The sequence below is a fragment of the Brevibacillus brevis genome, assembly GCF_900637055.1.
In the GTDB taxonomy this organism is placed as follows: domain Bacteria; phylum Bacillota; class Bacilli; order Brevibacillales; family Brevibacillaceae; genus Brevibacillus; species Brevibacillus brevis.
The window spans coordinates 3483640-3506078 of sequence record NZ_LR134338.1 but is presented as its reverse complement, the minus strand read 5'-3'; the positions used below and the strand labels follow the sequence as shown (position 1 = coordinate 3506078).

Below are 22439 nucleotides of genomic sequence, written 5' to 3'. Positions count from 1 at the left end.
TCGATCAACAAATGTGGGAGAGGAAGCAGAAATGAAAAAAGTTCGGCATTGGCCGATCAGTATGGCAACAGTGGCTCTCGTGTTCTCGCTCGGTATGAACTACGCGCCTGAGCGTGCAATGGCATTACAAGTGGATCCGTTATCTCCTGCTATCGAGTTGCAGGAAAAGCTACAGGAAAAGTATGTGGACAAGATGGACCTCAAGGAAGAGGAGGTTCTCGGCTTTTATTACTCATCGATGAAAGATAGCACAGATGCGCGTAAGCATAATATCAAGCAAGCATTGAGCAAGATTCATAATGAAAAAATCAAGCCGCAAGAGGTTTTCTCATTCAATGAGGTAGTGGGCAATTCGAACTTGCCAGAGGATGGTTGGCAAAAGGCCGGGGTTATTCAGAACGGCCAGCTCGTCGATGACTATGGAGGCGGGATTTGTCAGGTTTCCAGTACGCTTTACAATGCAGCTGCGGAAGCGGGCATGACCATGGTGGAGCGACATAACCACAGCAAATCTGTGGGATACGTGCCAGTGGGGCAAGATGCCACAGTAGCGTATGGCTATATGGATTTTAAATTTACCAACCTGAATGATTTCCCTGTGAAAATCAAAGCAAAATCATATGATGACGAACATGTTGTAATTGCGATTATACGTGCGTAGCTTAGAAGGAATAAAGGGGGCATCCTATGGATGAACCCTGTTTTTTTCGGTATTTCGTCAGGAAAAAAATGGATGGTCTTTTGGTTTTGAGTCATGCATTCCTGACCATACTGTTCTAGAGGGAGGTGCCGTGATGTTCGTTCAGGTGACAGGGGATTCACACAATCAAGAGGTTCTCGTCATGGGAGAACGGTTAGATCGCCAGCAGGATGGTTGTTATCTATTGCCTGGGAGACTTGTCCACGCATTGAAGCCAAATGATTTGCCGGTAGGAATCCCATTTAAGCTCTCGGGTGCGCTGCCCTCTGGCTACGGGTTTTATCGGGAGGACTCTGTTATTTTTCGGCGAACGAATGATACTCCCTCCCTGTGGATTGATGTCACTTCTACATATATGGTTGCTGAATGGGATGGTTTGTTCTCGGTACAGGCAACGGTTGAAGCCAGAAAGCATGTCGTGGAACAACAGCAGCAGTTTGCCTTTGTCCTCTCTGAAGCGACAGAGCAGCAAGTGATTTTTCATTACGAATTTTCCTGGAGCTCTGAGCAAGAGATGGATCTGGAGAGTGCGCTGGAATCCATATGTGATACCGTGATTGAAGTAGAAGCGCGAGGGAATGCCCGCCTTTGGCCTGGCTATGGAAACTGCATGGAAGAGGATGAACAAGACAAGCTGTAATACGCCGTGCAGCCATGATATAGTGAAAAAAGAGACAGCCACCAAAGGAGAGGACAAAATGGAGTCAGTCAAAAATATTTACTGTATCGGTCGCAACTATCGATTGCATGCCGCGGAGTTGGGGAACGATGTGCCAACCAAGCCAATGATTTTTGATAAGCCAACACATGCGCTTGCATTGGCAAATGGAGAGGCCATTGAGCTTCCGGCATCTCGTGGAGAGCTCCATTATGAGGCGGAGCTTGTGATTCACATCGCGAGACCGTATGAGGCTGGAGCTACACTTGATGAGATGATTGATAAAATAGCACTCGGGATCGACTTTACTTTACGGGATGTTCAGAGCGAGCTGAAGAAAGCTGGGCATCCATGGTTGTTGGCAAAAGGGTTTAAAAATTCAGCTATTTTGACGTCTTTTCATCCTTTCCCTGGTATTCATGAGCTCTACCAAACTGATTTCTCCTTGTTGAAAAATGGAGAGCAAGTACAACGCGGCAATTTGCGTGATGTGATATTTGATTTGGAAACGATGATTGCCTATATTTCCGAGCATCTCGGACTAGATCAAGGGGATATCATTTACACAGGTACGCCAGCGGGGGTTGGACCTGTTACGGATGGAGATGTCCTCACTCTCAAGTGGGGAGAAGAGACTTGGGGGCAGTTTACGGCTAAAATGAAATAAGTACGAATCAAGGACCATCTTCTGACAGAAACAAGCAGAAGATGGTTTTTGTTTGGGGCCAGGGCATGCATTCAACGAGTAACAATTATGCGGGAAGCCGTGTGAAATGCCGTTTTTCCGCGAAGAAAACTATCTTTGAAACCGTTTTGTAACCTTTATGGTTCCATGGAACTAAGAAGTAGCAACCGTCTACTTTGCACCCCGTTTTCTGACTAGTCCCATGCTACCAATTCCACTATTGGAAAATTTTACGGTCTTATCCTCCCGTTTCCTCCTGCGCTATTCTGTCCATGTACCCAAGACGGGTGCCACAACATGACAAGGAGGAAAAGAAAGTGACGAAACGAGATTGGGTAATGAAGTCAACAGTAGCAGTCATGCTGAGTACGTCCCTGTTAATGGGTGGTCAAGTTGGAGAAGTGGCCGCTAAGACACAAGATTCAAAACAGTCAGAGATTGCAAATGTTGCTACTTCTTTGATTGGGAAGGATTACCAGTACAAAGCAAAGGGACCGAAGCAATTCGGATCTGCGGAGCTGGCTACGTATGCGTACAAACAAGTAGGGATTTCCATTGGGAGCACAATCTCTAGCCTGTACAAGACTGGGAAGAAAGTATCCGAAAAAAGCGTGGAGCCAGGGGATTTGGTGTTCTTTGCCTCCAGCGGAAGCGGCAGCCCAACTTTTATGGGAATATACATAGGCGGTGACCAATTCGTCTATTCTTCGCAAGGGGAAGACGAGGTAGTTTTAAAAACATATTCGGAGTACAGTAACAAATTTGTAGGGGCTCGTCGTATTATTGAGGAAACAGACTCTTCCGAGACTTCTCCTAGCAAGCCAGAACCGCCAGTAAGCAATATTGCCGACCAAGTGATCAAAAATGGCGAAAAGTATTTGGGCACAAAGTACAAATACGGTTCCAGCAGCAGCACAACCAAAACGTTCGACTGCTCTTCCTTTACACAACGTGTGTTTAAAGAAGCGGGCATTACACTGCCGCGCGATTCCCGCCAGCAATCTACTGTAGGGAAAACCGTTTCCAAAAATGATCTGCAAAAAGGCGATCTGGTTTTCATGAAGGCATCTGTCAACAGCTCTTCTGACCGAATCACACACGTTGCGATTTACGTGGGTAACGGGAAAATTTTGCACACGTATGGCAGTCCGGGCGTGACTTACTCCAAGTATGATGGGACAAACTGGGAAAAGCGTGTGGTAAAAGCCAAGCGCGTTCTTTAATCAGACAAGCTCTATATGGTTTATTTAGCTCTCGTGCGTTCGCATGGGAGCTTTTTTGTATGTAGCTTCTGTATGAATAGAGACGCTTGTTCGTTCAAATCGTTTCGCGTCAATTATTGGCAATAATCCTCTCGCAGAAAAATAGGGAGTAAAATATGTTGTAATATTTAGAATTATACATATAATAAAACTGAGAGGTGATTCAGGTGTCAGAAAATAGTCTGCCTACCCCTGTTTTGACCAAAAAAGGACAGGAAACCCGCAAAAAAATACTGGATGCCGCAGAGCATGTGTTTGGCGAGCTGGGTTATTATGATGCATCTATCGTCTTGATCACGCAGCATGCACAGGTGTCCCAAGGAACGTTTTACAATTATTTCGAGTCCAAGAAAGCGATTTATGATGAATTGATCAGGCAGCTGAGTAGAGAGCTACGTTCGACGATCAAAGAAGCGATCATGGGAGCACCCACGCAAGAAGAGAATTTGCGACTGGGATTTCTGGCCTTTTTTCGTTGGATCAAGCATCATCGCAACATGTACAGCATTATTCAACAGGCTGCACTCGTCGATCAGGAGCTGTATCGCTGGTATTACGCCAAACTGGCAGCGGGGTACGTACGAAGTCTGAAGAAAGCCATGAACGAAGGGGCGTTTCGAGAGATGGATCATGAGACGCTGGCTTACTGTCTCATGTCGATCGGACAATTCATCGGGATGCGGTGGGTGTACTGGGAAAATGAAGACGTTCCTGATGAGGTGTTAGAAACAGCCATGTCGATGATTATGAAAGGGATTGCTGCCAAGCCGTAACCGATCCATTTTATAGGCAAAGGAGTAGAGTTCATGCACGGAATTGCTTATTGGATTGAAAAGCGAGCCCGAATCACTCCGACGCGGATCGCAGTGATTGCCAACGATCAATCACTTACTTATCAGCAAATGAATGAACAGCTCCAACGTCTTGCCAACTATTTACGACATGAGCTGCAGGTCAAAAAGGGGGACCGGATCGGCATTTTGTCCCAAAACAGTTTGGAGTATGTGCTCTTGCTGTTTGCCATCGCCAAACTCGGTGCGATTGCCGTCCCCTTTAATATTCGGTTGACCCCTGCAGAATTAGACTATCAGTTTGAGGATAGTGGTATCCGCGTGTTATGTGCCCAGCCCGAGTTCGCTGCCACCATTGAGCTAATCAAAGGGAAGGCCAGTGTTGAGCATATAATATGGCTGGAACCGGGCGAACTCCCTTGGAGCCAGTATGGTCCGAACGAGTCATCCCAGCACAGTAGGAACGGAGCAGATGATGGCAGTGGAGAAGATCCATACATCATTTGCTATACATCAGGAACGACAGGAAAGCCTAAGGGAGCAGTGCTCACTCAAGAAAATATGTTCTGGAACTCCGTACACAATGTAGCCGCGCTTGATCTCACCTCAGAAGACTGCTCGATTGTCTTGTTGCCACTCTTTCATATCGGGGGAATCGGACTGTTTGCCTTCCCTACATGGCTTGCTGGCGGGCGTGTCGTTGTCGCCGGGAAGTTCGAACCTGATAAAGCGATTCAACTAATCGAAGCACACCAAGTCACCATTGTGATGGGTGTGCCCGCCATCCATGAAGCCATTCGTCAAAGTCCCTTGTTTGCTACCACATCATTCAATTCCGTCCGTTGGTTTTACAACGGCGGCGCTCCATGCCCCATGGAACTCATCCAGCATTTTCAGGAGCGGGGCCTCCCTTTTGGACAAGGATACGGCCTGACAGAAACATCCCCCACCGTGTTTATGATTGCGAAGGAAGATGCAAAAAGAAAAGCAGGCTCAATCGGCAAGCCCGTCATGTTTTGTGAAGTCCGCCTGATCTCGGATGACGGAAAAGATGTGGGTCAAGGCGAAATCGGAGAACTGCTCGTCAAAGGTCCCAATGTGATGAAGGAATACTGGAACAGACCAGAAGAAACAGCCAAGACCATCCGGGAAGGGTGGTTGTACACAGGGGATTTGGCTCGTTTTGATGAAGAAGGGTTCGCCTATATCGTAGGAAGGCGCAAAGACATGATTATCTCAGGCGGAGAGAACATTTATCCGCTGGAGCTGGAACAGGTCATCGGCGAGCTGGATGGCGTTCAGGAAGCCGCAGTCGTCGGTGTACCCGATGAAAAATGGGGAGAAGTCGCGAAGGCTTTTATCGTGCCCAAAGCAGGAGCAGTCCTCACGGAGGCATACATCAAAGCCCACTGTGAGCAAAGATTGGCGAAGTATAAAATCCCGAAGTCATTCGTATTTCTGACCGAGCTGCCACGCAATGCAACAGGCAAAATCGTCAAGCAAGCATTGACCAGATTGAAGACCGATTCCATTACACAATGAGGTGATTCGCATGGGCAGATTTGCAATTGGGGAGCAAGCATCATTTAGCAGAACCATTACCGAAACAGATATCGTCCTGTTTGCGGGAATGAGTGGGGATTACAATCCCGTGCACATCGACCAGCAGTACGCAAAAGACACGCGGTTCGGCCAACGTATCTCACATGGACTGTTGACGGCGAGCATGTTATCCAGATTGCTCGGGATGCAGCTGCCTGGCATCGGTTCCATTTACAAAGACCAGACCATTCAGTTTACGGCTCCGGTACTGATCGGAGACACGATCACTGCAACCGCCACCGTACTGGAATATCAGGAAGAGCGGGGCATCATCCGCTTGCTTACGGAATGCACGAATCAGCATGGAAAAGTAGTTCTGACTGGAACAGCGACGATGCTCGTACCGAAGGAAGGAGCGAAAGTATGAATCATCTTGAAGCGAATACGATCCACGAACAGACCATCGGAGTGGAAGCGACATCCGTTTTTTTTCCAGAGGGAATAGAAACAGCTGAACGATTGGCTGAAAAGACTGGAATCCCCACGCGAGTTATTATCGAAAAATTCGGTCTATATCAAAAGCATGTCGCAGATGACACCCTTCATGCATCAGACCTCGCTGTGCTCGCTGCCCAACAGCTGACCAGCTCAGTGATCGATCCATCTGAGATTGACGTCATTATTTACTTCGGCAGTCCGCACAAAGATTACTATGTATGGTCCAGCGCACCGAAGATTACATACGAACTAAAAGCGACAAACGCATACGGATTCGAGATGATGAATGTCAGCTCGTGCTTTCCAATCGCCTTGAAGGTCGCAAAAGATATGCTGACGGCAGATGCATCCATTGAAAACATCCTGCTGGTTGCTGGCTGTAAAGAATCACAAATCGTCGATTACGATAATCCTCGCTCGCGCTTCATGTTTAATTTTGCAGATGGGGGGACAGCAGCTCTCGTAAAGCGTGGTGCTACAAAGAGCAGAATTCTCCACAGCTGTGTCATTACCGATGGTTCTTTTCACGATGATATAAGGGTACCCGCAGGCGGCTCGAAGCACAAACCTAGTCATGAAACAGTGGAAAACAGACTCCACTTCATCGATGTACCGAATCCGAGCGACATGAAAGAACGACTGGATCCCATCTCGATACCGAACTTTGTCCATGTGGTAGAGCAGGCATTGGCAAAAAGCAATCGTTCCTTGGGGGATTTGAAACTGCTGCTTCCTTTGCACACAAAGCGTTCGATGTTCATGGAGCTGCTGGAACGTTTGCAGCTGAGCGAGGAGCAGGCCGTCTATCTCGATCATTACGGGCATTTGTCTGCACTCGATCCGTGTATTGGACTGCATGTCGCACAGCAAGAGGGACGTCTTGCCCCAGGGGATATTGTCGTAGCTGTCAGTGCTGGAACTGGGTATACGTGGGCTGCAACCGTACTGGAATGGTTAGCCGAATCGCAATGAACATTTTGACTTTCGAGGAGGGACTGGCGTGAAAAAAAGAGGATGGAAAATGTTGCTCCCGCTAGTGATGTCTGTCGTGCTTGCTGTTGGTTGCAGCCAAAATGAAAGCGCTTCATCTGGTGGGGGCAATACGATCAAGGTAGGCGTACTCGCTTCGCTCACGGGACCATTGGAGAGCTACGGCAAGCAGACGGCAAGAGGTTTTGAGCTCGGACTCGATTATGCAACAGAGGGCAAGAGAGAGATTGCTGGCAAAAAGATCGAGTTTGTCGTGGAGGATACGGAGACGAAACCAGATGTCGCCGTCCAAAAAGCGACGAAGCTCATGGAGACAGACAAGGTAGATTTTCTCGTAGGCTCCTCGAGTTCAGGCGATACGCTAGCTGTCCTTCCCCTGGCAGAAGAGTACAAAAAAATCATGGTCGTAGAACCGGCTGTAGCCGATAGTATCACCGGGAAAAACTGGAACAAATACATTTTCCGCACGGGGCGAAATTCCTCGCAGGACGCAGTTGCTGGTGCTGCGGCGATTGCTTCCAAAGGAACGAAGATCGCGACGATGGCTCAAGACAGCGCCTACGGTCGAGAAGGGATTGAAGCCTTTAAGACCGCTGCTGAAAAATTAGGGGCTGTCATTATCGAAGAACAATACGTGGACACAAACACGACTGATTTTACAGCCAACATCCAAAAAATCATCAGCGCCAAACCCGAATACGTGTTCATCACGTGGGCAGGCTCGAACTCCCCGTGGAAACAGCTTCAAGATATGCAGGTCCAGCAAAAAGGCATCAAGGTGTCTACGGGAGCGCCTGATATCGCTGCATTGAAAACGATGGAGGCAATGATCGGGATGGAAGGCTTCTCGGTGTATTACCATTCGCTCCCGAAAACGAAAATGAACGACTGGCTCATCGATGAGCACAAAAAGCGTTTTAACGGCGAGATTCCAGATTTGTTTACGGCAGGCGGGATGACGGCAGCCGTAGCGATTGTGGAAGCACTGAAAAAGACGAACGCCGATACGGATTCGGAGAAGCTGATTGCTGCGATGGAAGGCATGACCTTTGATACGCCGAAGGGCCAGATGCAGTTCCGGGCGGAGGATCATCAGGCACTGCAAACGTTGTACGCGATCAAGCTGGAGAAAAAAGACGGAGTCGATCACCCTGTGCCTGTACTCGTCCGGGAGATGACGATGGAAGAAACAGCACCACCTGTCAGGAACCAGAAGTAGAGGAGGTGTGTGATGAGTTACTTGTTGGAAACGGTTGACCTCAGCGTAGCATTCGGGGAGCAAACAGTCATAAACAAGGTATCGCTAAGCATACCAAAGCAGCGATTTACTTCGATCATCGGACCGAATGGAGCCGGAAAGACGACGTTGTTTAACTTGTTAAGCGGGCAGCTTATTCCTTCGCAAGGAAAAATCAAATACAAGGGTCAGGACATTACACACTTGCCCCCAGCAGCACGAACGAGATTGGGGATTGGCCGATCGTTTCAATTGACGAACCTGTTTCCCAAGCTCACGGTGCGGGAAAATATTCGCTTGGCTGTTCAAGCGGCACAGGGCATTCGGTTTCGCTTATGGATTTCCCAGGCAGATCAGATGCGACAGGCAGAGGAAGTGGAGCGATTGCTGCATCAGGTTTTGCTGGAGAAAAAGGCGAATGTGCTGGCAAGCCTATTGGCGCACGGGGAGAAACGAAAGCTGGAGCTAGCCATGCTCCTCGGACTGCGTCCAGATGTTCTCTTGCTCGACGAACCGACGGCGGGGATTTCGTTGGAGGAAGTCCCAGCTGTATTGAAAGTGATCGAATCGATTAAGGAAAGCAATACCTGCACGATCATCCTAATCGAACACAAGATGGACATGGTCAAATCACTCTCCGATCACATGGTCGTTCTGTTTCATGGAGAGCTATTGGCTGAGGGGACACCGACTGACATGATGCGAAATGAACAGGTGCAGTCTGCCTACTTGGGAGGGTTGTATAAGCATGATGCTGCAACTTGATCACATCGAAACGTACCTCGACCAGTTTCACATCTTGCAGGGTGTCTCGCTGTCTGTGCAAGTAGGCAGTATTACCGTTTTGTTTGGACGAAACGGCGCGGGCAAAACAACGACGCTACGTTCCATCATGGGGCTTGCCCCGATCCGTCATGGCCAAATTCGCTATCGAGGAGAAGAAATCGGACATCTGCCGACCTATTCCATCGCGCGTAAGGGAATTGGCTATGTACCGGAGAATCAAGGGATTTTTCATGATTTTACGGTAGAAGAGACGTTCCGGCTCGCCATGCAAAAAAATGACGACGAACAAAAAGAAAAGCTCGCTTGGATGCTGGATTTATTCCCTGACCTGCGTCACTACTGGAAAAAGAAAAGTGGGCACTTAAGCGGAGGTCAAAAGCAAATGCTGGCGATTGCACGAGCTTATGTGAACAGTAGCGGACTTTTGTTAATTGACGAGCCGAGCAAGGGGCTGGCGCCCATCATGGTTGAAAAGCTCATGTTTCACATCGAATCGATGAAGCAGAAAACGACCGTGCTTTTAGTCGAGCAAAACTTTATGATGGCCAGCATGATCGGCGAGCAGTACTACTTGATGGATGAAGGGAAAATTGTCCGCGGTGGCGCGATGCAGGAGTTGAAGGATGATGCAGATACGCGACAAAAATATTTGGGCATTGCCTGAGGGTATAACAGGGAGGGGGAGGATGAAATGGATGTCGCGATTAATTTGCTTGTAAATGGACTGGCGACAGGCATACTCATTTTCTTGCTCGCTTCCGGGCTCACGCTGATCTTTGGCTTAATGAGTGTGTTGAACTTTGCCCACGGTGGATTGTTTGCTTGGGGAGCCTTTGCTGGTGTATGGCTTTTCGGATTGACGGATAGTTTTCTTCTGGCCATCGCCGGTGCTGTCGTCATCGGGATGCTGCTCGGTTTCGTGTTAGAGCGCGTACTGATCCGTCCCGTGTACGGTGATCACATTCAGCAACTGCTCGTGACATTGGGCGGGATGCTCGTGATCAGTGAATTGCTCAAGGTGTTTTGGAGCCCCAATCCCATTCGGGCCGTATTGCCAGATTATTTGCAAGGAAGCATCGAGTTTGGCGACATCATATTGATCACTTATCGCTTGTTTGTCATCGCAGTGGGAGTAGTTGTGTACGTCGGGTTGCATCTGTTGTTGACGAGAACGAGACTAGGCTTGATCGTCCGAGCGGGCGTCATCGATAAGGAAATGGTGCAGGCACTCGGCATCAATATTAAACAAGTGTTTACTTTCGTCTTTTTGCTGGGGGCAGGCATGGCTGCGCTAGGAGGAAGTCTGCTGGCACCGTATTCTGGGGTTATTTTTGCGGAAATGGGTATGCAGTATGCGATTCTGGCATTCATCGTCGTCATTGTCGGTGGGATGGGAAGTGTTCAAGGCTCTATTGTTGCGGCGCTTTTAGTAGGGGTGCTTGGCTCGTTTATGGCTTACTTCGTTCCAGAGCTTTCACTGGCAGTGAACATGCTGCTGATGCTGGCAGTGCTGCTTATCAAACCATCCGGCCTGTTTGGAGCGAAGGGGTGATCATGCGTTGACTACATCCGGATTGTTGAACCATCGATTTATTCTGTTTGTGTTTTTGTCCTTGGCGGTTTTGCCGTTTCTTTCAGATTCGCGAAGCATGTACATCTTGTTCACCCAAATCTTTATCTTTGCGATTTTTGCCATGAGCTTTGACTTGTTGCTCGGCTATACGGGGATCGTCTCGTTCGGGCACTGTATGTTTTTCGGAATTGGGGCGTACTCCGTTTCGTTATTCCTGAAAAACTTTGATGCGACGATCGGTTATTTCTTGCTCGGGGTACTCGTTGCGATCGTTCTCTCCGGCATTCTCAGCTACGTGATTGGGATGCTGTCCTTGCGTTTGAAAAGTCATTTTTATGCGATGCTGACCTTGGCGATTTCCCAGCTGCTATTCGTATTGGCAGAAAAGTGGCGCTCGCTGACGATGGGTGGGGATGGCTTCACCTTCCCTGTGCCGGAGCTGTTTCGTGATCGTTTGTCCTTTTACTATGTATGCCTGATCCTAATGGTCATGCTGTTTGTCATCTTGCGGGCGTTTACGCGCTCTCCACTGGGTAAGGTACTCAAAGCCATCGGACAAAATGAACAACGTGCGGAAGCGTTAGGCTATCAAATTCTTCATTATAAGGTAATCGTCAGCATCGTTGCTGGAGTGGTAGCTGCGATTAGTGGAGGCTTGTACGCGGTTATGCTGCGATTCGTAAACACCCAAGTGTTTTCAATTGAAACGACGCTGGATGCGCTCTTAATGAGCATGATCGGTGGACTGGGAACGCTATTTGGCTCCATTTTGGGGTCGGGGATCGTAGAGCTGGCGCATCACGGGCTGACTGAGTTGGCGAAGCTTCACCCGATATTCGAGAGATGGGTCATCTTCCTTGGCTTGCTCTATATATTGGTCGTTCTCTGCTTTCCGAGCGGTATTGTCGGCAGCTTTCAAGAATGGAGGGAAAAAAGAAAACAGCGTTCCGTACAGGCTGCAACGATCACAGAGCAAGTAGAGGGATCGAAATGAAAGAGAGGAGGTCAACCCATGCAAAAGGTTGGCCTTTTTTTGTCCCATTTTTCTCGAAAGAAAAAGGTGAGAATTATAGTTATGTCGAATTATTATTCATCAATCTTTGAAAAGGTGGAGATGTACTTATGGAATTGAACTTTCCAGAAAATTATAACTTCGCTGCCCAAGTAGACGAATGGGCGAGAAAACATCCGGAGAGACGAGCGGTTTGGGAGCTAGATGAACAAGGTCAAGAACATATCCTTACGTACGAAGATTTGCGCCAATATTCAAACAAAATAGCGAATGGTCTAGAGTCCATTGGAATCGAGCATGGGGATCGGGTACTTGTCCTGGTTTCCCGAGGGACGTTGGCCTATGGTCTCTATTTGGCACTGCTAAAGCTGGGGGCAGTGATTTTGCCAGGGTCTGAGATGCTGCGTTATAAAGATATCGAGTACCGGATCAATCATGCAAAAGTCAAGGCTGTGATCAGCTTCGCGGGAGCCATGAGTGAGGTTGATCTGACGAGAGGCAACTGTTCTACTCTGCAACACTACATCACGACGGGCGAAGAGAAAGAAGGTTGGATTTCGCTTAATGGGTTGTTCGAGGGGCAGGACACAGAATTTGAGGTAGTAAACACGAAGTCGGATGAGCTGGCTTTCCTGTCTTATACGTCAGGAACGACTGGGGGACCAAAAGGGGTTATGCACGTTCATGGTTGGCCGTTTGCGCATTTGGCTGTGGCGGCTACACAGTAGCTGGACGTTCGCGAAGGTGACGTGGTTTGGGCAACGGCTGGGCCTGGTTGGGCCAAGTGGATCTGGAGCCCGTTTGTCTCTACGTTGGGGCTGGGAGCGACCGCGTTTGTCTATAAAGGAAAGTTTTCCGCGGAGAATTATTTGACGATTCTGCAAAAATATCCGGTTTCTGTCTTGTGTGCGACGCCAACCGAGTACAGAATCATGGCAAAAGTAACGGATCTGGATCAATACAAGCTGTCCGCCTTGCGCTCCGCATGTTCGGCTGGTGAGCCACTCAATCGGGAAGTGATCGACACATTCCGCCGCGTCTTCCAGTTGACCGTGCGAGATGGATACGGACAGACAGAGAACACGTTGCTGGTAGGTACCTTTGTCGGCATGGAGCCAAGGCCAGGTTCAATGGGCAAGCCCTCACCTGTTGTGAGGATCGCCATTATTGACGAAGAAGGAGCGGAACTGCCAGTAGGCAAGGTAGGCGATATTGCTATTGATCGCCATATGGTAGCGCTGTTCAAAGGCTATCTGGATGATCCCGAGCGCACTGCCAGAGCGTTTCGCGGCGACTGGTACGTGACGGGTGATCAAGGCCGCATGGACGAAGATGGCTACATCTGGTTCGAGGGACGTTCGGACGACATTATCATCTCAGGCGGATATACGATTGGTCCGTTTGAGGTCGAGGATGCCTTGGTGAAGCACGCGGCAGTAGCGGAATGTGCGGCGGTTGCCAGTCCAGATCCAGAGCGTGGGCATGTGGTAAAAGCCTTTGTGATCTTGAAAAAAGGGAATGAGCCGTCCGAAGAGTTGATCGTCGAATTGCAAAACCATGTCAAGCAATTAACCGCGCCGTATAAATACCCGCGCAAAATCGAATTTGTACTGGAGCTGCCGAAGACGACCTCCGGTAAAATCAGACGGATCGAGCTGCGGCAGCTGGAGGTACAGCAAAATCAGCATTCGTAGGCAATCGTTTGTCTTACGAAATTGTAAGATTGCTGTAAGTGGATTCGATGGGACGAAATGCGCGCATCCCCTACAATGTGAGTAGAAGCAAGGCAAGGGGGAATGCAGCATGAACCACCTTCCAATCCCATTAGGAAGAAACACCGACTTGTATGAAGCGGCGAGCATGCCCAAGAGCATGAAGAAACTCGGTGTTCGTTGGAAAAAACGACTGCGTATCAGTTTTCTCGTGATCATGATGGCAGCCATCCTGGCGCCGATTGTGCTTGCGTGGACAGGGAATATATGGATAGATGAAAAAAAGCTGGCTGCTATACAGCAATCCAGCAGCTATGCAAAGCTGGACGAAATGCCTGATCATGTGTGGAAGGCGTTCGTTGCGATAGAGGATCATCGGTTTATGCAGCATCCAGGGGTTGACCCAATTGGATTGAGCCGAGCGATCTGGGTCGATATTAAGGAAGGTGCCTACGTGCAGGGCGGAAGTACAATCACCATGCAGTTGGCGCGGAACCTGTTTCTCACGAACGACAAAACGATGACCAGAAAAGTGAAGGAAATCGCGATCGCTTTGCAATTGGAGCAGAGATACAGCAAAAAGGAACTGCTCGAAATGTACCTCAACGTCATTTATTTCGGGCACGGAAAATACGGGATTGGCGAGGCTGTTCCCTTTTACTTCGGAAAAAAAGCAACAGAACCAGGCGATCGAGCGGTAACACTGGGAGAAGCGGCAATGCTGGCTTCCTTACCGAAAGGACCAGAGCGTTATTCACCGGTAAAGAACTGGGAGCGGGCTAAACAACGGCAAGCGGTTGTGCTGAACCGGATGAATGAATTGGAAGTGATCGATCAAAGCGAGAGTACATTGGCAAAGAACGAGCAGATATACGTTGTTCCTACTGCCAAACGAGCAGCGAAATAATCGAATGTGATGGAATCCCCTGTCTAAATGGCAGGGGATATTTGCTATGGAACAGATCAAGCAGGCATTTGGCGCGGCCCGTTGCCTGATCGGGGAACAGCGGAGGTCATCAAGGCGTCCCGGATGGCGGCCTTATTCCGGACTTAGACGAACTTTCAGAAGAATTTGCGTCAGGTGTATCACCGGAAGACTTTATGAAAATCAATCTCGGAACACTTGCAAAGGTCAGCGGGGATGTAGAGTGAAGGAGAAAAATCATGATCGAAAAAAAGTGACCAGTCGGCAGTGGCACACGTGTGCTTGCAGATTTGGTCACTTGTTTTTGTTGTCGTATCGCTTAAGTAGTTCGATTCACCGCCTTGCCGAGCGCATCCTCGAGTACATGGGCATACTGCATGGTCGTTTCGATTTTGGAGTGCCCCAGTTGTGCTTGGAGTTGATGGGGGTCAGGGTTCAAGCGAAGAAACTGTGTAGCAAAGCTGTGACGAAGCTTATGGACGGACAAATCGGGGATGCCGAATGCTTTGGCGTACTTTTTGACCAGCTTTTGGACAGACCGCACTTCAATCCGATGCCCATTCGGATTGGTCGGGGAAACAGCGAGAAAAACAGCGTCTTCTTGCGGTTCGGGATTGTATTTGTCACGAAGCTGCAAGTATTTGGCTAAGTATTCCTTGCCCCAGTCACTGAAAAAAGGAGCGTCCTCTTTCTTTCCTTTGCGGATCAATTTCAACTGGTTTTTTTCCATAATAATGTCGGATAGATCGAGACTGACGATCTCTGACACACGGAAGCCGCCGGATAGAATCATCGCGATCAAGGCGGTATCCCGGTCACGGTTTTGCATGTGATACTGCTTCTTTTTTTCCGTATCACAATGGGCCAAATATCCGTTGTAGACAAAATCGACGAACTGGTAGATTTCGTCGTCAATCAGGATTTTTGCCCGAATGGCGTGGGCGCGTGCGAGGGGAGTCAGCTCCGTGATCTCCAGCTCGATTTTGGCGAGTACATTCCGCGTCAAATACGATTCCCCATTCTCATCCTCAGCGAGGGCAGACAAGTAATGAAAAAGTGATTTCAGGCTTGATATTTTTCTGCTGATGGTGCGGTCGCTGTACTCTTTCTTCGCGCTTTTGGTAGGGTTCGAGAGCAAAGCGGATCGCTCATATAGATGCGACTCCTGCAAGTATAATATGTAGCTTTCTACCGTTTCTTTCTTCAAGTCATTCAAATCGCTTAACGGAATGTCCTTCATATCCGCCGCGGTACTCAATCCTTCTGTCATCATCCAGCGAAAGAAAAAAGAGAAATCGCGAAGGTATCCAAGCAAGGTGGAGGGGGAATTCTTTTTTGATTTTTTATGCTCAATAAACTTTTCGACATACCAGGGGTAGGAGCCCACTATTTGCAAAAGCTGCAAGGCATCGCGCTGTTTGGTAACGGACATGCTTTCACCACCAAAATCTATTTGTAAATCGTATACGAACATATATTCTATCAAAAACCAAACGTTCTGGGAATTGCAAATTGAACAAGAAACCGTCATGATGGGGAGTGTGGATGGATGTTGGACAAGAACGGAGAGGATTTGTAGTGGCAACATGGGACTTATCTCAGACCAAACATCATGTACTGATCTGTAATGGTGGAAGCTGTATGCGCAAAGGTGGCGAAGAGGTTACGGTAGCGATACGCGAAGCGATTACCGACGCAGGTTTGGATGACTATGTACATACAACCCGCACGCGTTGCAACGGACGATGTGAGGACGCATGCGTGATGATCGTGTACCCCGAGGGAATCTGGTATGAAAACGTGACGCCAGAAGATGCCCAGATGTTGGTGGAAGAGCATTTTCAAAACGGCAGACCAGTAGAGGCCTTGATGACACATCGCTTCGAAACGAACGGTTTTGTGCGCACGATAGACACCAAGCCTGGTATCTTAAAATCACAAAAGGCAAAAAAATGAGGAAAAGGCCACGATCTGCTCACAAGTAGCAGGATAGTGGTTTTTTCATTTCTAGGAGTCTACCAATTACGACAAAAGGAAAAAGTAGGAAAGATGACAATAGCAAAAGGAAAATGATTGAAAGCGTTAACAATGTGTCTTTGTGATGTGGACGTTTTAAGTAAATGGTGGTAAAATGTCTGTAGATTAAGTTGATTTTATGCGAATTTTATCACAATGATATGTCCATACAGCGTGAACAATTGTTTTTGTGGAACTTACTAATCGATGGATGATTAATGGAGGGATTCTCGTTGGCGAGCAAAACACTTGAACATTTTTTACATGAAAATCTGGCAGATTTGAAGAGCAAGGGACTGTACAACGTCATTGACCCATTGCAAAGCGCGAACGGTCCGGTCATTACGATTGCAGGGAAAGAATTAATCAACCTCTCCTCCAATAACTATCTGGGCTTGGCTACTGATCAACGCCTTGTGGACGCTGCGATTGCAGCAGCGAGCAAATACGGCGTAGGGGCAGGGGCTGTACGTACAATTAATGGTACCTTGGACTTGCATGTGAAGCTGGAAGAAAAGCTCGCTGCCTTCAAGCACACGGAAGCCGCTATTGCTTACCAATCTGGTTTTAACTGCAACATGGCTGCGATCTCTGCTGTCATGGACAAGGACGATGCGATTCTTTCTGACGAGTTGAACCACGCTTCCATTATTGATGGATGCCGCCTGTCTCGTGCACAAATTATCCGTGTGAATCACTCCGATATCGATGATTTGCGTGCGAAAGCGAAGGAAGCGAAAGAATCCGGCAAATATAAAAAGCTGATGGTCATTACTGACGGCGTATTTTCGATGGATGGCGATGTTGCCAAGCTGCCGGAAATCGTAGAGGTAGCCGAACAATTTGACTTGATTACGTATGTAGACGATGCCCACGGCTCTGGTGTTCTCGGCAAAGGGGCAGGAACGGTTAAGCATTTTGGGCTGTCTAATAAGATCGACTTCCAAATCGGCACACTTTCCAAAGCAATTGGGGTAGTCGGCGGTTATGTAGCGGGACGCCAAGAGCTGATCGACTGGCTCAAAGTACGCAGCAGACCGTTCCTGTTCTCAACTTCGCTGACCCCTGCGGATGTGGCTGCTTCCATTGCTGCTATCGATATTTTGATGAACAGCACCGAGCTGCACGACAAGTTGTGGGATAACGGACACTACCTCAAAAAAGGCTTGAAAGAACTCGGCTTCAATATTGGGGAGAGCGAAACGCCTATCACTCCTTGCATTATCGGAGACGAACAGCAGACCCAAGAGTTCAGCAAGCGACTGTATGAAGAGGGCGTGTACGCGAAAGCGATCGTGTTCCCTACTGTACCAAAAGGAACCGGCCGTGTACGGAATATGCCAACAGCGGCACATAGCAAGGAAATGTTGGATCGTGCCCTTAGCATCTACGAAAAAGTTGGGAAAGAAATGGGGATCCTGAAATGAAAAAAATTCTGGTAACCGGGGCGTTAGGACAAATTGGTTCCGAGCTCATCATGAAATTACGCGATATTTACGGAGCGGATCAAGTCATCGCCACAGATATCCGGAAAAACGAAGACGATCCTGTCGTGCAATCGGGTCCATTCGAAGTTCTTGATGTCACCGACGGGAACCGGATGTTTGAGCTGGCGAAGAAACATGGCGTGGATACGATCATGCATTTGGCTGCCTTGTTGTCTGCAACAGCAGAAGCGAAGCCTCTCTTGGCATGGAACCTGAACATGGGCGGGCTGGTAAACGCTCTGGAAGCAGCACGTGAGTTGAACTGCCAGTTCTTTACGCCGAGCTCGATTGGTGCATTTGGTCCGACTACACCGAAGGACAACACGCCGCAGGACACAATTCAACGCCCTACGACCATGTATGGTGTAAATAAGGTATCCGGTGAGTTGCTCTGCGATTACTATTATCAAAAATTTGGGGTAGATACGCGCGGTGTGCGCTTCCCAGGTCTGATCTCGTATGTAGCACCTCCGGGTGGTGGTACGACGGACTATGCAGTAGACATTTACTACAAGGCGATCCAGCATGGATCGTATACGTCCTACATCGGCAAAGGTACGTACATGGATATGATGTATATGCCTGATGCGCTGAATGCCATTGTTTCCCTGATGGAAGCAGATGCCTCCAAGCTCATTCACCGCAATGCATTCAACGTGACTGCGATGAGCATTGAGCCAGAAGATGTAGCAGCAGCGATCCGTAAGCACATTCCTGAGTTTACGCTCTCTTATGAGGTTGACCCTGTGCGTCAGGCGATTGCTGACAGCTGGCCGAACTCCATTGATGCGACGGCTGCCATGCAAGAGTGGGGCTTCAAAGCAGAGTACGACTTGGACAAAATGACTGAGGACATGCTCGCAAAACTGCGGGGAAAGTTGCTCCAGCAAGTCGGATAAACGAATAGGGAAAAGAAAAACTGCCACTTCTACTTGTGCGTGATGCGAGAGAGGTGGCAGTTTTTTGTCTAATTACATGCTAAACAAGACTTTTGAATGCCTTTGCCGTTGTACGGGCACATTAACAAAGCATGCTTGAAGGAAAGGATGAACGAGAGCGATGAGCAAAAAGGATTACATCCTTACGATTATTGGAAAATTCGAGAAACACAACGATATGATGCCAGAACGGTTGCAGGCTGTGTTAAAAGAGGTGAAGCAGGATATTGAAAGTGTCCCGGCAGAAACCTTCTATTTGCAATCGAATGGGGTAGTGACACAATCTGCAACAAGTGGTGTTTCTGAGCGTAACGACCCTCTCTTTCGATTATCAGAAGTGTATTTCGATCTGAAAAAGCTGGCTGAGGCAAACCGAGACTCCCATCCAGATTTGATTTCAGCCATTACCCAGTATGAGGGCTTGCTGAATGAATCTGAGGGGTATTCTCCAGAGTAGCGAGCAAAAGCAAACGAAAAGAGAGGGGAAGAGCCATGGACTTGCCAAAAAAATTGCAGGGCAACCATTCGAGGCAAGACGAAGAAGGACAAGACATCCAAAATTTACAAGCTACTAAAGACAGTGGTAATGAGGAACAACCAATAGAAAGCTGGGGCTGGTCAACTAATACCGAGACTGTTCGAGATCGCTGACACATTGTAACAAACAAAACCTTCCAGAAGCGGGAAGGTTTTTCTTATTCCACGATGCCATGCCTAGCATAAAATGAAAACCGTCCAAACAAGGACGGTTTTTTGGCTTACATGAACATTTGTTGTTGAGGCTGGTAGGCGTTAATCATCGTGTTCATCGTGTGATCGGCAAGCTGCGGAGCTTGGTAGTAGCCCTTGGCATTCATGTATTGCCAGGTTTCATAAGCCATTTGCTGGCAAGCATTTGCGCCATTTACATGATATTGACGGATACCTGGATCTACGCACTCAGCCGCCCAGAGCATGCCGATTGCCGAACCCGCTTTATGCCAGTTCAGCATCAGGGTAGCAATCGTCATATCTGACAAGCGGGTAGGATGTGGGTTGGGAGCAGCCATCTGCGGGTTATTAAGACCAACTGCCGTAGGTTGTGCTACACGCAATTGAATAGGAGCTGGTGCGATGTTGATGCCTTTTCCCTGCAAGAGGCTAATTCCTTGCTGGTATGCGTTCATGATCATTTGTTGATGTCTGTTAATGATACCTGTTAATTGAGGGTCTTGTGCCATCTCGGCAAGTACTCCGTGCATTTCAATCGCGGCGTGCTTGGAGCGGAGTGCTTCTTGTGTTTCCAAAAACTCATGAGCGGCAAATCGTTGCATAATGGCCTCCTGTAATCGAATTGGGTTACTGTCAACCTTTGATAGTGTTTGTATAGAATCGATGGATATTCAGGGGAAAAATGGAGAAATGATTAGCATGGGATATCAACTTGGCTTCAAAACATGTTTTCGTAGCCGGTTCGAGGTATCTCGATATTTTTCTGTCCAGCATTTTCATCGATTTTTCCGTCGTTTGTACCTTCCATGTAATTGTCGCTGACTTGCTCGTGTGTAATGGCGAGCCCTTGCTCCGTCAACGATTCACTTTTATAAAAGGATGGGTCGTACATTTTGTCGGCGACCTCCTCGGCTGCCTGAAGCAAATCTTCATCGTTGTTTTTCATCGTGTTCCCTCCTGAAGTTGCAAGATTATCCAACAGACATTTTGCAAAGTGGTGCTAACTCACGTATTCAGCTGAGTACGAATTGAAGCCTGCATGTACCGAGAGCAACGTATTTGCATAGCCGACCAAACGATTGATGGTCTCATCTACCACTGCGTAGACCAGCGGATGCAGAGCAGGGTCATACAGTTTGGGGTCATCGAAAATCACGGTGGTGTTGATGAACACATCCCGATTTCCAATCAAGTCGTAATGAATGATTACTTTCCCGCAAGCCCCTTCTGTCTGCGGATCTTGGTATCCCGGCAAAAACAGATACCATTCCTCGGCTGTTGCAGAACGGAAATTTTTCGTAAATGTGAGACCTTGGATAGCTTCCTCTGTTTTTCTTTTTAATTCAGGGCTCATCAAAATATCCGGCAAGAACCTTTCCTCCTTTTACTCCCTTTCAGTATGAATAAAGGAGGGTAATCCCATGCAGAACACCAAGATATTCATGCTGAGCTTTTACGTATAGAATCCATGGCGAATATCAGAAACGTTTTTTCGAGGAGACAAATGCATTTTTTGTGAACCCGGAGGAAAAGGGAGACGCTGACGGAATCGTACTGCATTCATTTCAAAGCGCCGACGTATACAATGGCAGTATGTAGCCAAAAAAGCCAACTGTGAGGGTGGTCTTACCCCTGTCAAGTAGACACAATAAAAAAAGCCTAAGCAGCCAGTGTGTTTCGGTATTCAACCGGGGCACACTGGTTTAATTTTTTCTGGAACCGTTCATGGTTATAAAACCAAATGTATTTTTCAATGGCTTGAAAGAGATCTTCTTCTGTCTTACACTCAGTAAAGTACAATGTCTCAGTTTTGAGGTGCGAGAAAAAGGATTCGATGCAGGCGTTATCAAGGCAGTTTCCTTTGCGAGAGTGGCTGCCACTTATGCCAAGTTCCTTTATTCGCTTATTGTACTGTCGAGACGTGTATTGGAAGCCCTGATCTGAATGTAGGGTTGCTTTCAGCACGTCTCTTTCTTCGTTTAGCTGCCCCACAGTGTCTAACACAAGTTGTAAATCATTTCGCTTGGAAACTTTCCAGGCAACAACTTCGTTGTTAAAAAGGTCCTGAATGACCGAAAGGTAATAGTAACGGTTATGAAGTGCAACATACGTAATATCTGTTACAAATACCTCATTGGGCTTGTCCGCTCTAAACTTACGGTTAAGTAAGTTGGGATATACAATCGAAGGTGCTTTACCAAAATAGCGGCGCTTCCTCCTGATGATGGATTGGAGGTTTAATTCTTTCATCAGGCGGTATATTCGCTTATGATTCGCATTCAATCCCTTCTTCTTTAATGCTACCTGCATTCGTGGATAACCATAGTATGGATGCTCCAAATGAATCGCCATCATATGCTTTTTCAGAATCTGATCTAACTCATTTCTTGCTGACGGCTTTCCTTTGGTGCTAAGCCATTTGTAAAAACCCGACCGTGACACTTGCGCAATTTCTACCAACCACGTTAGTGGATATTTTTTACGCAGCTCGTCTATGATCGTAAAGCGAGTTATTTTCCATACCTTCCCCCCAGATGCAGATTGGGATTGCGCTTTTTTAGGTATTCTACCTGCGCCTTTAGATAGTCCCTTTCTTCTTCCACAGTAGCAAACTTGGTTCTTGGACGACCAACAAATGGGGTGTCACTAGAACCATTCTTTCCTCTTTGATCCACAAAACCTTCGCCTTTATTCTTCTTTCGGACCCATTGTAGAACTTGTGTTTTACTAGGTATCCCTAATTCCTTAGCTATTGCTTTAGAACCCATCTCTCCCTGTTGATACATGTTTACTGCCCTCAGCTTAAACTCCTCGGAATAACGCTTGAATGTTTGACCTTTTTTAGCCATGAGAAAATCCCCTCCAAGTAGAGTGTACCACCCACCGTTAGGTGAGCGGGCTTTTTACACTGTCTAC

General features: G+C 47.8%; 24 protein-coding genes and 1 pseudogene. 20 read left to right on the top strand and 5 right to left on the bottom strand.

Features of this window, described 5'->3' with window-relative positions; translation table 11 throughout:
* Nucleotides 1-31: 31 nt before the first annotated feature.
* The 15 genes and pseudogenes from EL268_RS16525 (at nucleotide 32) to EL268_RS16455 (ending at nucleotide 14353) form a co-directional block, all read left to right on the top strand.
* A complete protein-coding gene (locus tag EL268_RS16525) occupies nucleotides 32-661 on the top strand; it encodes a VanW family protein (protein ID WP_106653116.1) in 630 nt (209 codons plus the stop codon).
* Between the two features lie 133 nt (nucleotides 662-794).
* Nucleotides 795-1340, top strand: a complete 546-nt coding sequence (locus EL268_RS16520; RefSeq protein WP_106653117.1) for a hypothetical protein — start codon at nucleotides 795-797, stop codon at nucleotides 1338-1340.
* Nucleotides 1341-1398: 58 nt separating this feature from the next.
* Entirely contained in the window at nucleotides 1399-2025 is a 627-nt protein-coding gene (locus tag EL268_RS16515; protein ID WP_106653118.1) for a fumarylacetoacetate hydrolase family protein, read from the top strand.
* Nucleotides 2026-2360: 335 nt separating this feature from the next.
* Nucleotides 2361-3266: a C40 family peptidase gene (locus EL268_RS16510; protein WP_106653119.1), complete on the top strand. Its 906-nt coding sequence runs from the start codon at nucleotides 2361-2363 to the stop codon at nucleotides 3264-3266.
* Between the two features lie 206 nt (nucleotides 3267-3472).
* A complete protein-coding gene (locus EL268_RS16505; RefSeq protein ID WP_106653120.1) occupies nucleotides 3473-4078 on the top strand; it encodes a TetR/AcrR family transcriptional regulator in 606 nt (201 codons plus the stop codon).
* A 33-nt stretch (nucleotides 4079-4111) separates the two neighbouring features.
* Nucleotides 4112-5638, top strand: coding sequence for an o-succinylbenzoate--CoA ligase (locus EL268_RS16500; protein WP_106653121.1), 1527 nt, complete (start codon nucleotides 4112-4114; stop codon nucleotides 5636-5638).
* Nucleotides 5639-5648: 10 nt separating this feature from the next.
* A complete protein-coding gene (locus tag EL268_RS16495; RefSeq protein WP_106653122.1) occupies nucleotides 5649-6065 on the top strand; it encodes a MaoC family dehydratase in 417 nt (138 codons plus the stop codon).
* Complete coding sequence (locus EL268_RS16490) at nucleotides 6062-7108, top strand: 3-oxoacyl-ACP synthase (RefSeq protein WP_106653123.1); 1047 nt, start codon at nucleotides 6062-6064, stop codon at nucleotides 7106-7108. The genes EL268_RS16495 and EL268_RS16490 overlap by 4 nt, the downstream gene beginning before the upstream one ends.
* Nucleotides 7109-7175: 67 nt before the next feature.
* Entirely contained in the window at nucleotides 7176-8345 is a 1170-nt protein-coding gene (locus tag EL268_RS16485) for a substrate-binding domain-containing protein (RefSeq protein WP_373863433.1), read from the top strand.
* Between the two features lie 12 nt (nucleotides 8346-8357).
* Nucleotides 8358-9128 (top strand): ABC transporter ATP-binding protein, encoded by a 771-nt coding sequence (locus EL268_RS16480; RefSeq protein WP_106653125.1) that lies wholly within the window; start codon nucleotides 8358-8360, stop codon nucleotides 9126-9128.
* Nucleotides 9112-9813 carry an ABC transporter ATP-binding protein gene (locus EL268_RS16475; protein ID WP_106653126.1) on the top strand — a complete coding sequence of 234 codons (702 nt, stop codon included), beginning with the start codon at nucleotides 9112-9114 and terminating at the stop codon, nucleotides 9811-9813. Before EL268_RS16480 ends, EL268_RS16475 begins: the two co-directional genes overlap by 17 nt.
* A 27-nt stretch (nucleotides 9814-9840) precedes the next feature.
* Nucleotides 9841-10701, top strand: coding sequence for a branched-chain amino acid ABC transporter permease (locus tag EL268_RS16470; protein ID WP_106653127.1), 861 nt, complete (start codon nucleotides 9841-9843; stop codon nucleotides 10699-10701).
* Between the two features lie 7 nt (nucleotides 10702-10708).
* Entirely contained in the window at nucleotides 10709-11716 is a 1008-nt protein-coding gene (locus EL268_RS16465; RefSeq protein ID WP_106653128.1) for a branched-chain amino acid ABC transporter permease, read from the top strand.
* Between the two features lie 128 nt (nucleotides 11717-11844).
* Nucleotides 11845-13428 (top strand): annotated as a pseudogene (locus EL268_RS16460) (acyl-CoA synthetase).
* 109 nt (nucleotides 13429-13537) lie between these two features.
* Entirely contained in the window at nucleotides 13538-14353 is an 816-nt protein-coding gene (locus EL268_RS16455) for a transglycosylase domain-containing protein (RefSeq protein WP_106653129.1), read from the top strand.
* A 337-nt stretch (nucleotides 14354-14690) separates the two neighbouring features.
* On the opposite strand, the gene xerS is transcribed toward EL268_RS16455, so the two are convergent.
* Nucleotides 14691-15803 (bottom strand): tyrosine recombinase XerS, encoded by a 1113-nt coding sequence (gene xerS / locus EL268_RS16445; protein ID WP_106653130.1) that lies wholly within the window; start codon nucleotides 15801-15803, stop codon nucleotides 14691-14693.
* A 146-nt stretch (nucleotides 15804-15949) separates the two neighbouring features.
* Here xerS and EL268_RS16440 point away from each other — a divergent pair, with 146 nt between their 5' ends.
* The 5 genes from EL268_RS16440 (at nucleotide 15950) to EL268_RS32840 (ending at nucleotide 19463) form a co-directional block, all read left to right on the top strand.
* On the top strand, nucleotides 15950-16327 hold the full coding sequence (locus tag EL268_RS16440) for a (2Fe-2S) ferredoxin domain-containing protein (protein WP_106653160.1): 378 nt from the start codon (nucleotides 15950-15952) through the stop codon (nucleotides 16325-16327).
* 293 nt (nucleotides 16328-16620) lie between these two features.
* Nucleotides 16621-17814 (top strand): glycine C-acetyltransferase, encoded by a 1194-nt coding sequence (locus EL268_RS16435; RefSeq protein WP_106653131.1) that lies wholly within the window; start codon nucleotides 16621-16623, stop codon nucleotides 17812-17814.
* Nucleotides 17811-18773 (top strand): L-threonine 3-dehydrogenase, encoded by a 963-nt coding sequence (locus EL268_RS16430; RefSeq protein WP_106653132.1) that lies wholly within the window; start codon nucleotides 17811-17813, stop codon nucleotides 18771-18773. The genes EL268_RS16435 and EL268_RS16430 overlap by 4 nt, the downstream gene beginning before the upstream one ends.
* Nucleotides 18774-18933: 160 nt before the next feature.
* Nucleotides 18934-19269 carry a hypothetical protein gene (locus EL268_RS16425; protein ID WP_106653133.1) on the top strand — a complete coding sequence of 112 codons (336 nt, stop codon included), beginning with the start codon at nucleotides 18934-18936 and terminating at the stop codon, nucleotides 19267-19269.
* 35 nt (nucleotides 19270-19304) lie between these two features.
* A complete protein-coding gene (locus EL268_RS32840) occupies nucleotides 19305-19463 on the top strand; it encodes a hypothetical protein (protein WP_164724488.1) in 159 nt (52 codons plus the stop codon).
* A 107-nt stretch (nucleotides 19464-19570) separates the two neighbouring features.
* Here the strand turns inward: EL268_RS32840 and EL268_RS16420 are convergent, their stop codons facing one another.
* The 4 genes from EL268_RS16420 to EL268_RS16405 all read right to left on the bottom strand — a co-directional run bounded on the left by EL268_RS16420 (nucleotide 19571) and on the right by EL268_RS16405 (nucleotide 22372).
* Nucleotides 19571-20125 carry a spore coat protein gene (locus tag EL268_RS16420; RefSeq protein ID WP_106653134.1) on the bottom strand — a complete coding sequence of 185 codons (555 nt, stop codon included), beginning with the start codon at nucleotides 20123-20125 and terminating at the stop codon, nucleotides 19571-19573.
* Nucleotides 20126-20241: 116 nt separating this feature from the next.
* Nucleotides 20242-20469 carry a YozQ family protein gene (locus EL268_RS16415; RefSeq protein WP_106653135.1) on the bottom strand — a complete coding sequence of 76 codons (228 nt, stop codon included), beginning with the start codon at nucleotides 20467-20469 and terminating at the stop codon, nucleotides 20242-20244.
* A gap of 54 nt (nucleotides 20470-20523) precedes the next feature.
* On the bottom strand, nucleotides 20524-20892 hold the full coding sequence (locus tag EL268_RS16410) for a hypothetical protein (RefSeq protein ID WP_106653136.1): 369 nt from the start codon (nucleotides 20890-20892) through the stop codon (nucleotides 20524-20526).
* A gap of 290 nt (nucleotides 20893-21182) precedes the next feature.
* Nucleotides 21183-22372, bottom strand: a protein-coding gene (locus EL268_RS16405; protein ID WP_126435372.1) for an IS3 family transposase whose coding sequence is annotated in 2 segments (ribosomal slippage) — nucleotides 21183-22084 and nucleotides 22084-22372 — 1191 coding nt in all. Because the reading frame shifts where the segments join, the coding sequence is not laid out codon by codon here.
* Between the last annotated feature and the right edge of the window lie 67 nt (nucleotides 22373-22439).

What these genes read in the sequence shown, in the direction of transcription:
- EL268_RS16525 (WP_106653116.1), top strand. Translation starts at nt 32, where the DNA reads ATGAAAAAAGTTCGGCATTGGCCGATCAGTATGGCAACAGTGGCTCTC.
- EL268_RS16520 (WP_106653117.1), top strand. Translation starts at nt 795, where the DNA reads ATGTTCGTTCAGGTGACAGGGGATTCACACAATCAAGAGGTTCTCGTC.
- EL268_RS16515 (WP_106653118.1), top strand. Translation starts at nt 1,399, where the DNA reads ATGGAGTCAGTCAAAAATATTTACTGTATCGGTCGCAACTATCGATTG.
- EL268_RS16500 (WP_106653121.1), top strand. Translation starts at nt 4,112, where the DNA reads ATGCACGGAATTGCTTATTGGATTGAAAAGCGAGCCCGAATCACTCCG.
- EL268_RS16495 (WP_106653122.1), top strand. Translation starts at nt 5,649, where the DNA reads ATGGGCAGATTTGCAATTGGGGAGCAAGCATCATTTAGCAGAACCATT.
- EL268_RS16490 (WP_106653123.1), top strand. Translation starts at nt 6,062, where the DNA reads ATGAATCATCTTGAAGCGAATACGATCCACGAACAGACCATCGGAGTG.
- EL268_RS16485 (WP_373863433.1), top strand. Translation starts at nt 7,176, where the DNA reads ATGTCTGTCGTGCTTGCTGTTGGTTGCAGCCAAAATGAAAGCGCTTCA.
- EL268_RS16480 (WP_106653125.1), top strand. Translation starts at nt 8,358, where the DNA reads ATGAGTTACTTGTTGGAAACGGTTGACCTCAGCGTAGCATTCGGGGAG.
- EL268_RS16475 (WP_106653126.1), top strand. Translation starts at nt 9,112, where the DNA reads ATGATGCTGCAACTTGATCACATCGAAACGTACCTCGACCAGTTTCAC.
- EL268_RS16470 (WP_106653127.1), top strand. Translation starts at nt 9,841, where the DNA reads ATGGATGTCGCGATTAATTTGCTTGTAAATGGACTGGCGACAGGCATA.
- EL268_RS16455 (WP_106653129.1), top strand. Translation starts at nt 13,538, where the DNA reads ATGAACCACCTTCCAATCCCATTAGGAAGAAACACCGACTTGTATGAA.
- xerS (WP_106653130.1), bottom strand. Translation starts at nt 15,803, where the DNA reads ATGTCCGTTACCAAACAGCGCGATGCCTTGCAGCTTTTGCAAATAGTG.
- EL268_RS16430 (WP_106653132.1), top strand. Translation starts at nt 17,811, where the DNA reads ATGAAAAAAATTCTGGTAACCGGGGCGTTAGGACAAATTGGTTCCGAG.
- EL268_RS16425 (WP_106653133.1), top strand. Translation starts at nt 18,934, where the DNA reads ATGAGCAAAAAGGATTACATCCTTACGATTATTGGAAAATTCGAGAAA.
- EL268_RS32840 (WP_164724488.1), top strand. Translation starts at nt 19,305, where the DNA reads ATGGACTTGCCAAAAAAATTGCAGGGCAACCATTCGAGGCAAGACGAA.
- EL268_RS16420 (WP_106653134.1), bottom strand. Translation starts at nt 20,125, where the DNA reads ATGCAACGATTTGCCGCTCATGAGTTTTTGGAAACACAAGAAGCACTC.
- EL268_RS16415 (WP_106653135.1), bottom strand. Translation starts at nt 20,469, where the DNA reads ATGAAAAACAACGATGAAGATTTGCTTCAGGCAGCCGAGGAGGTCGCC.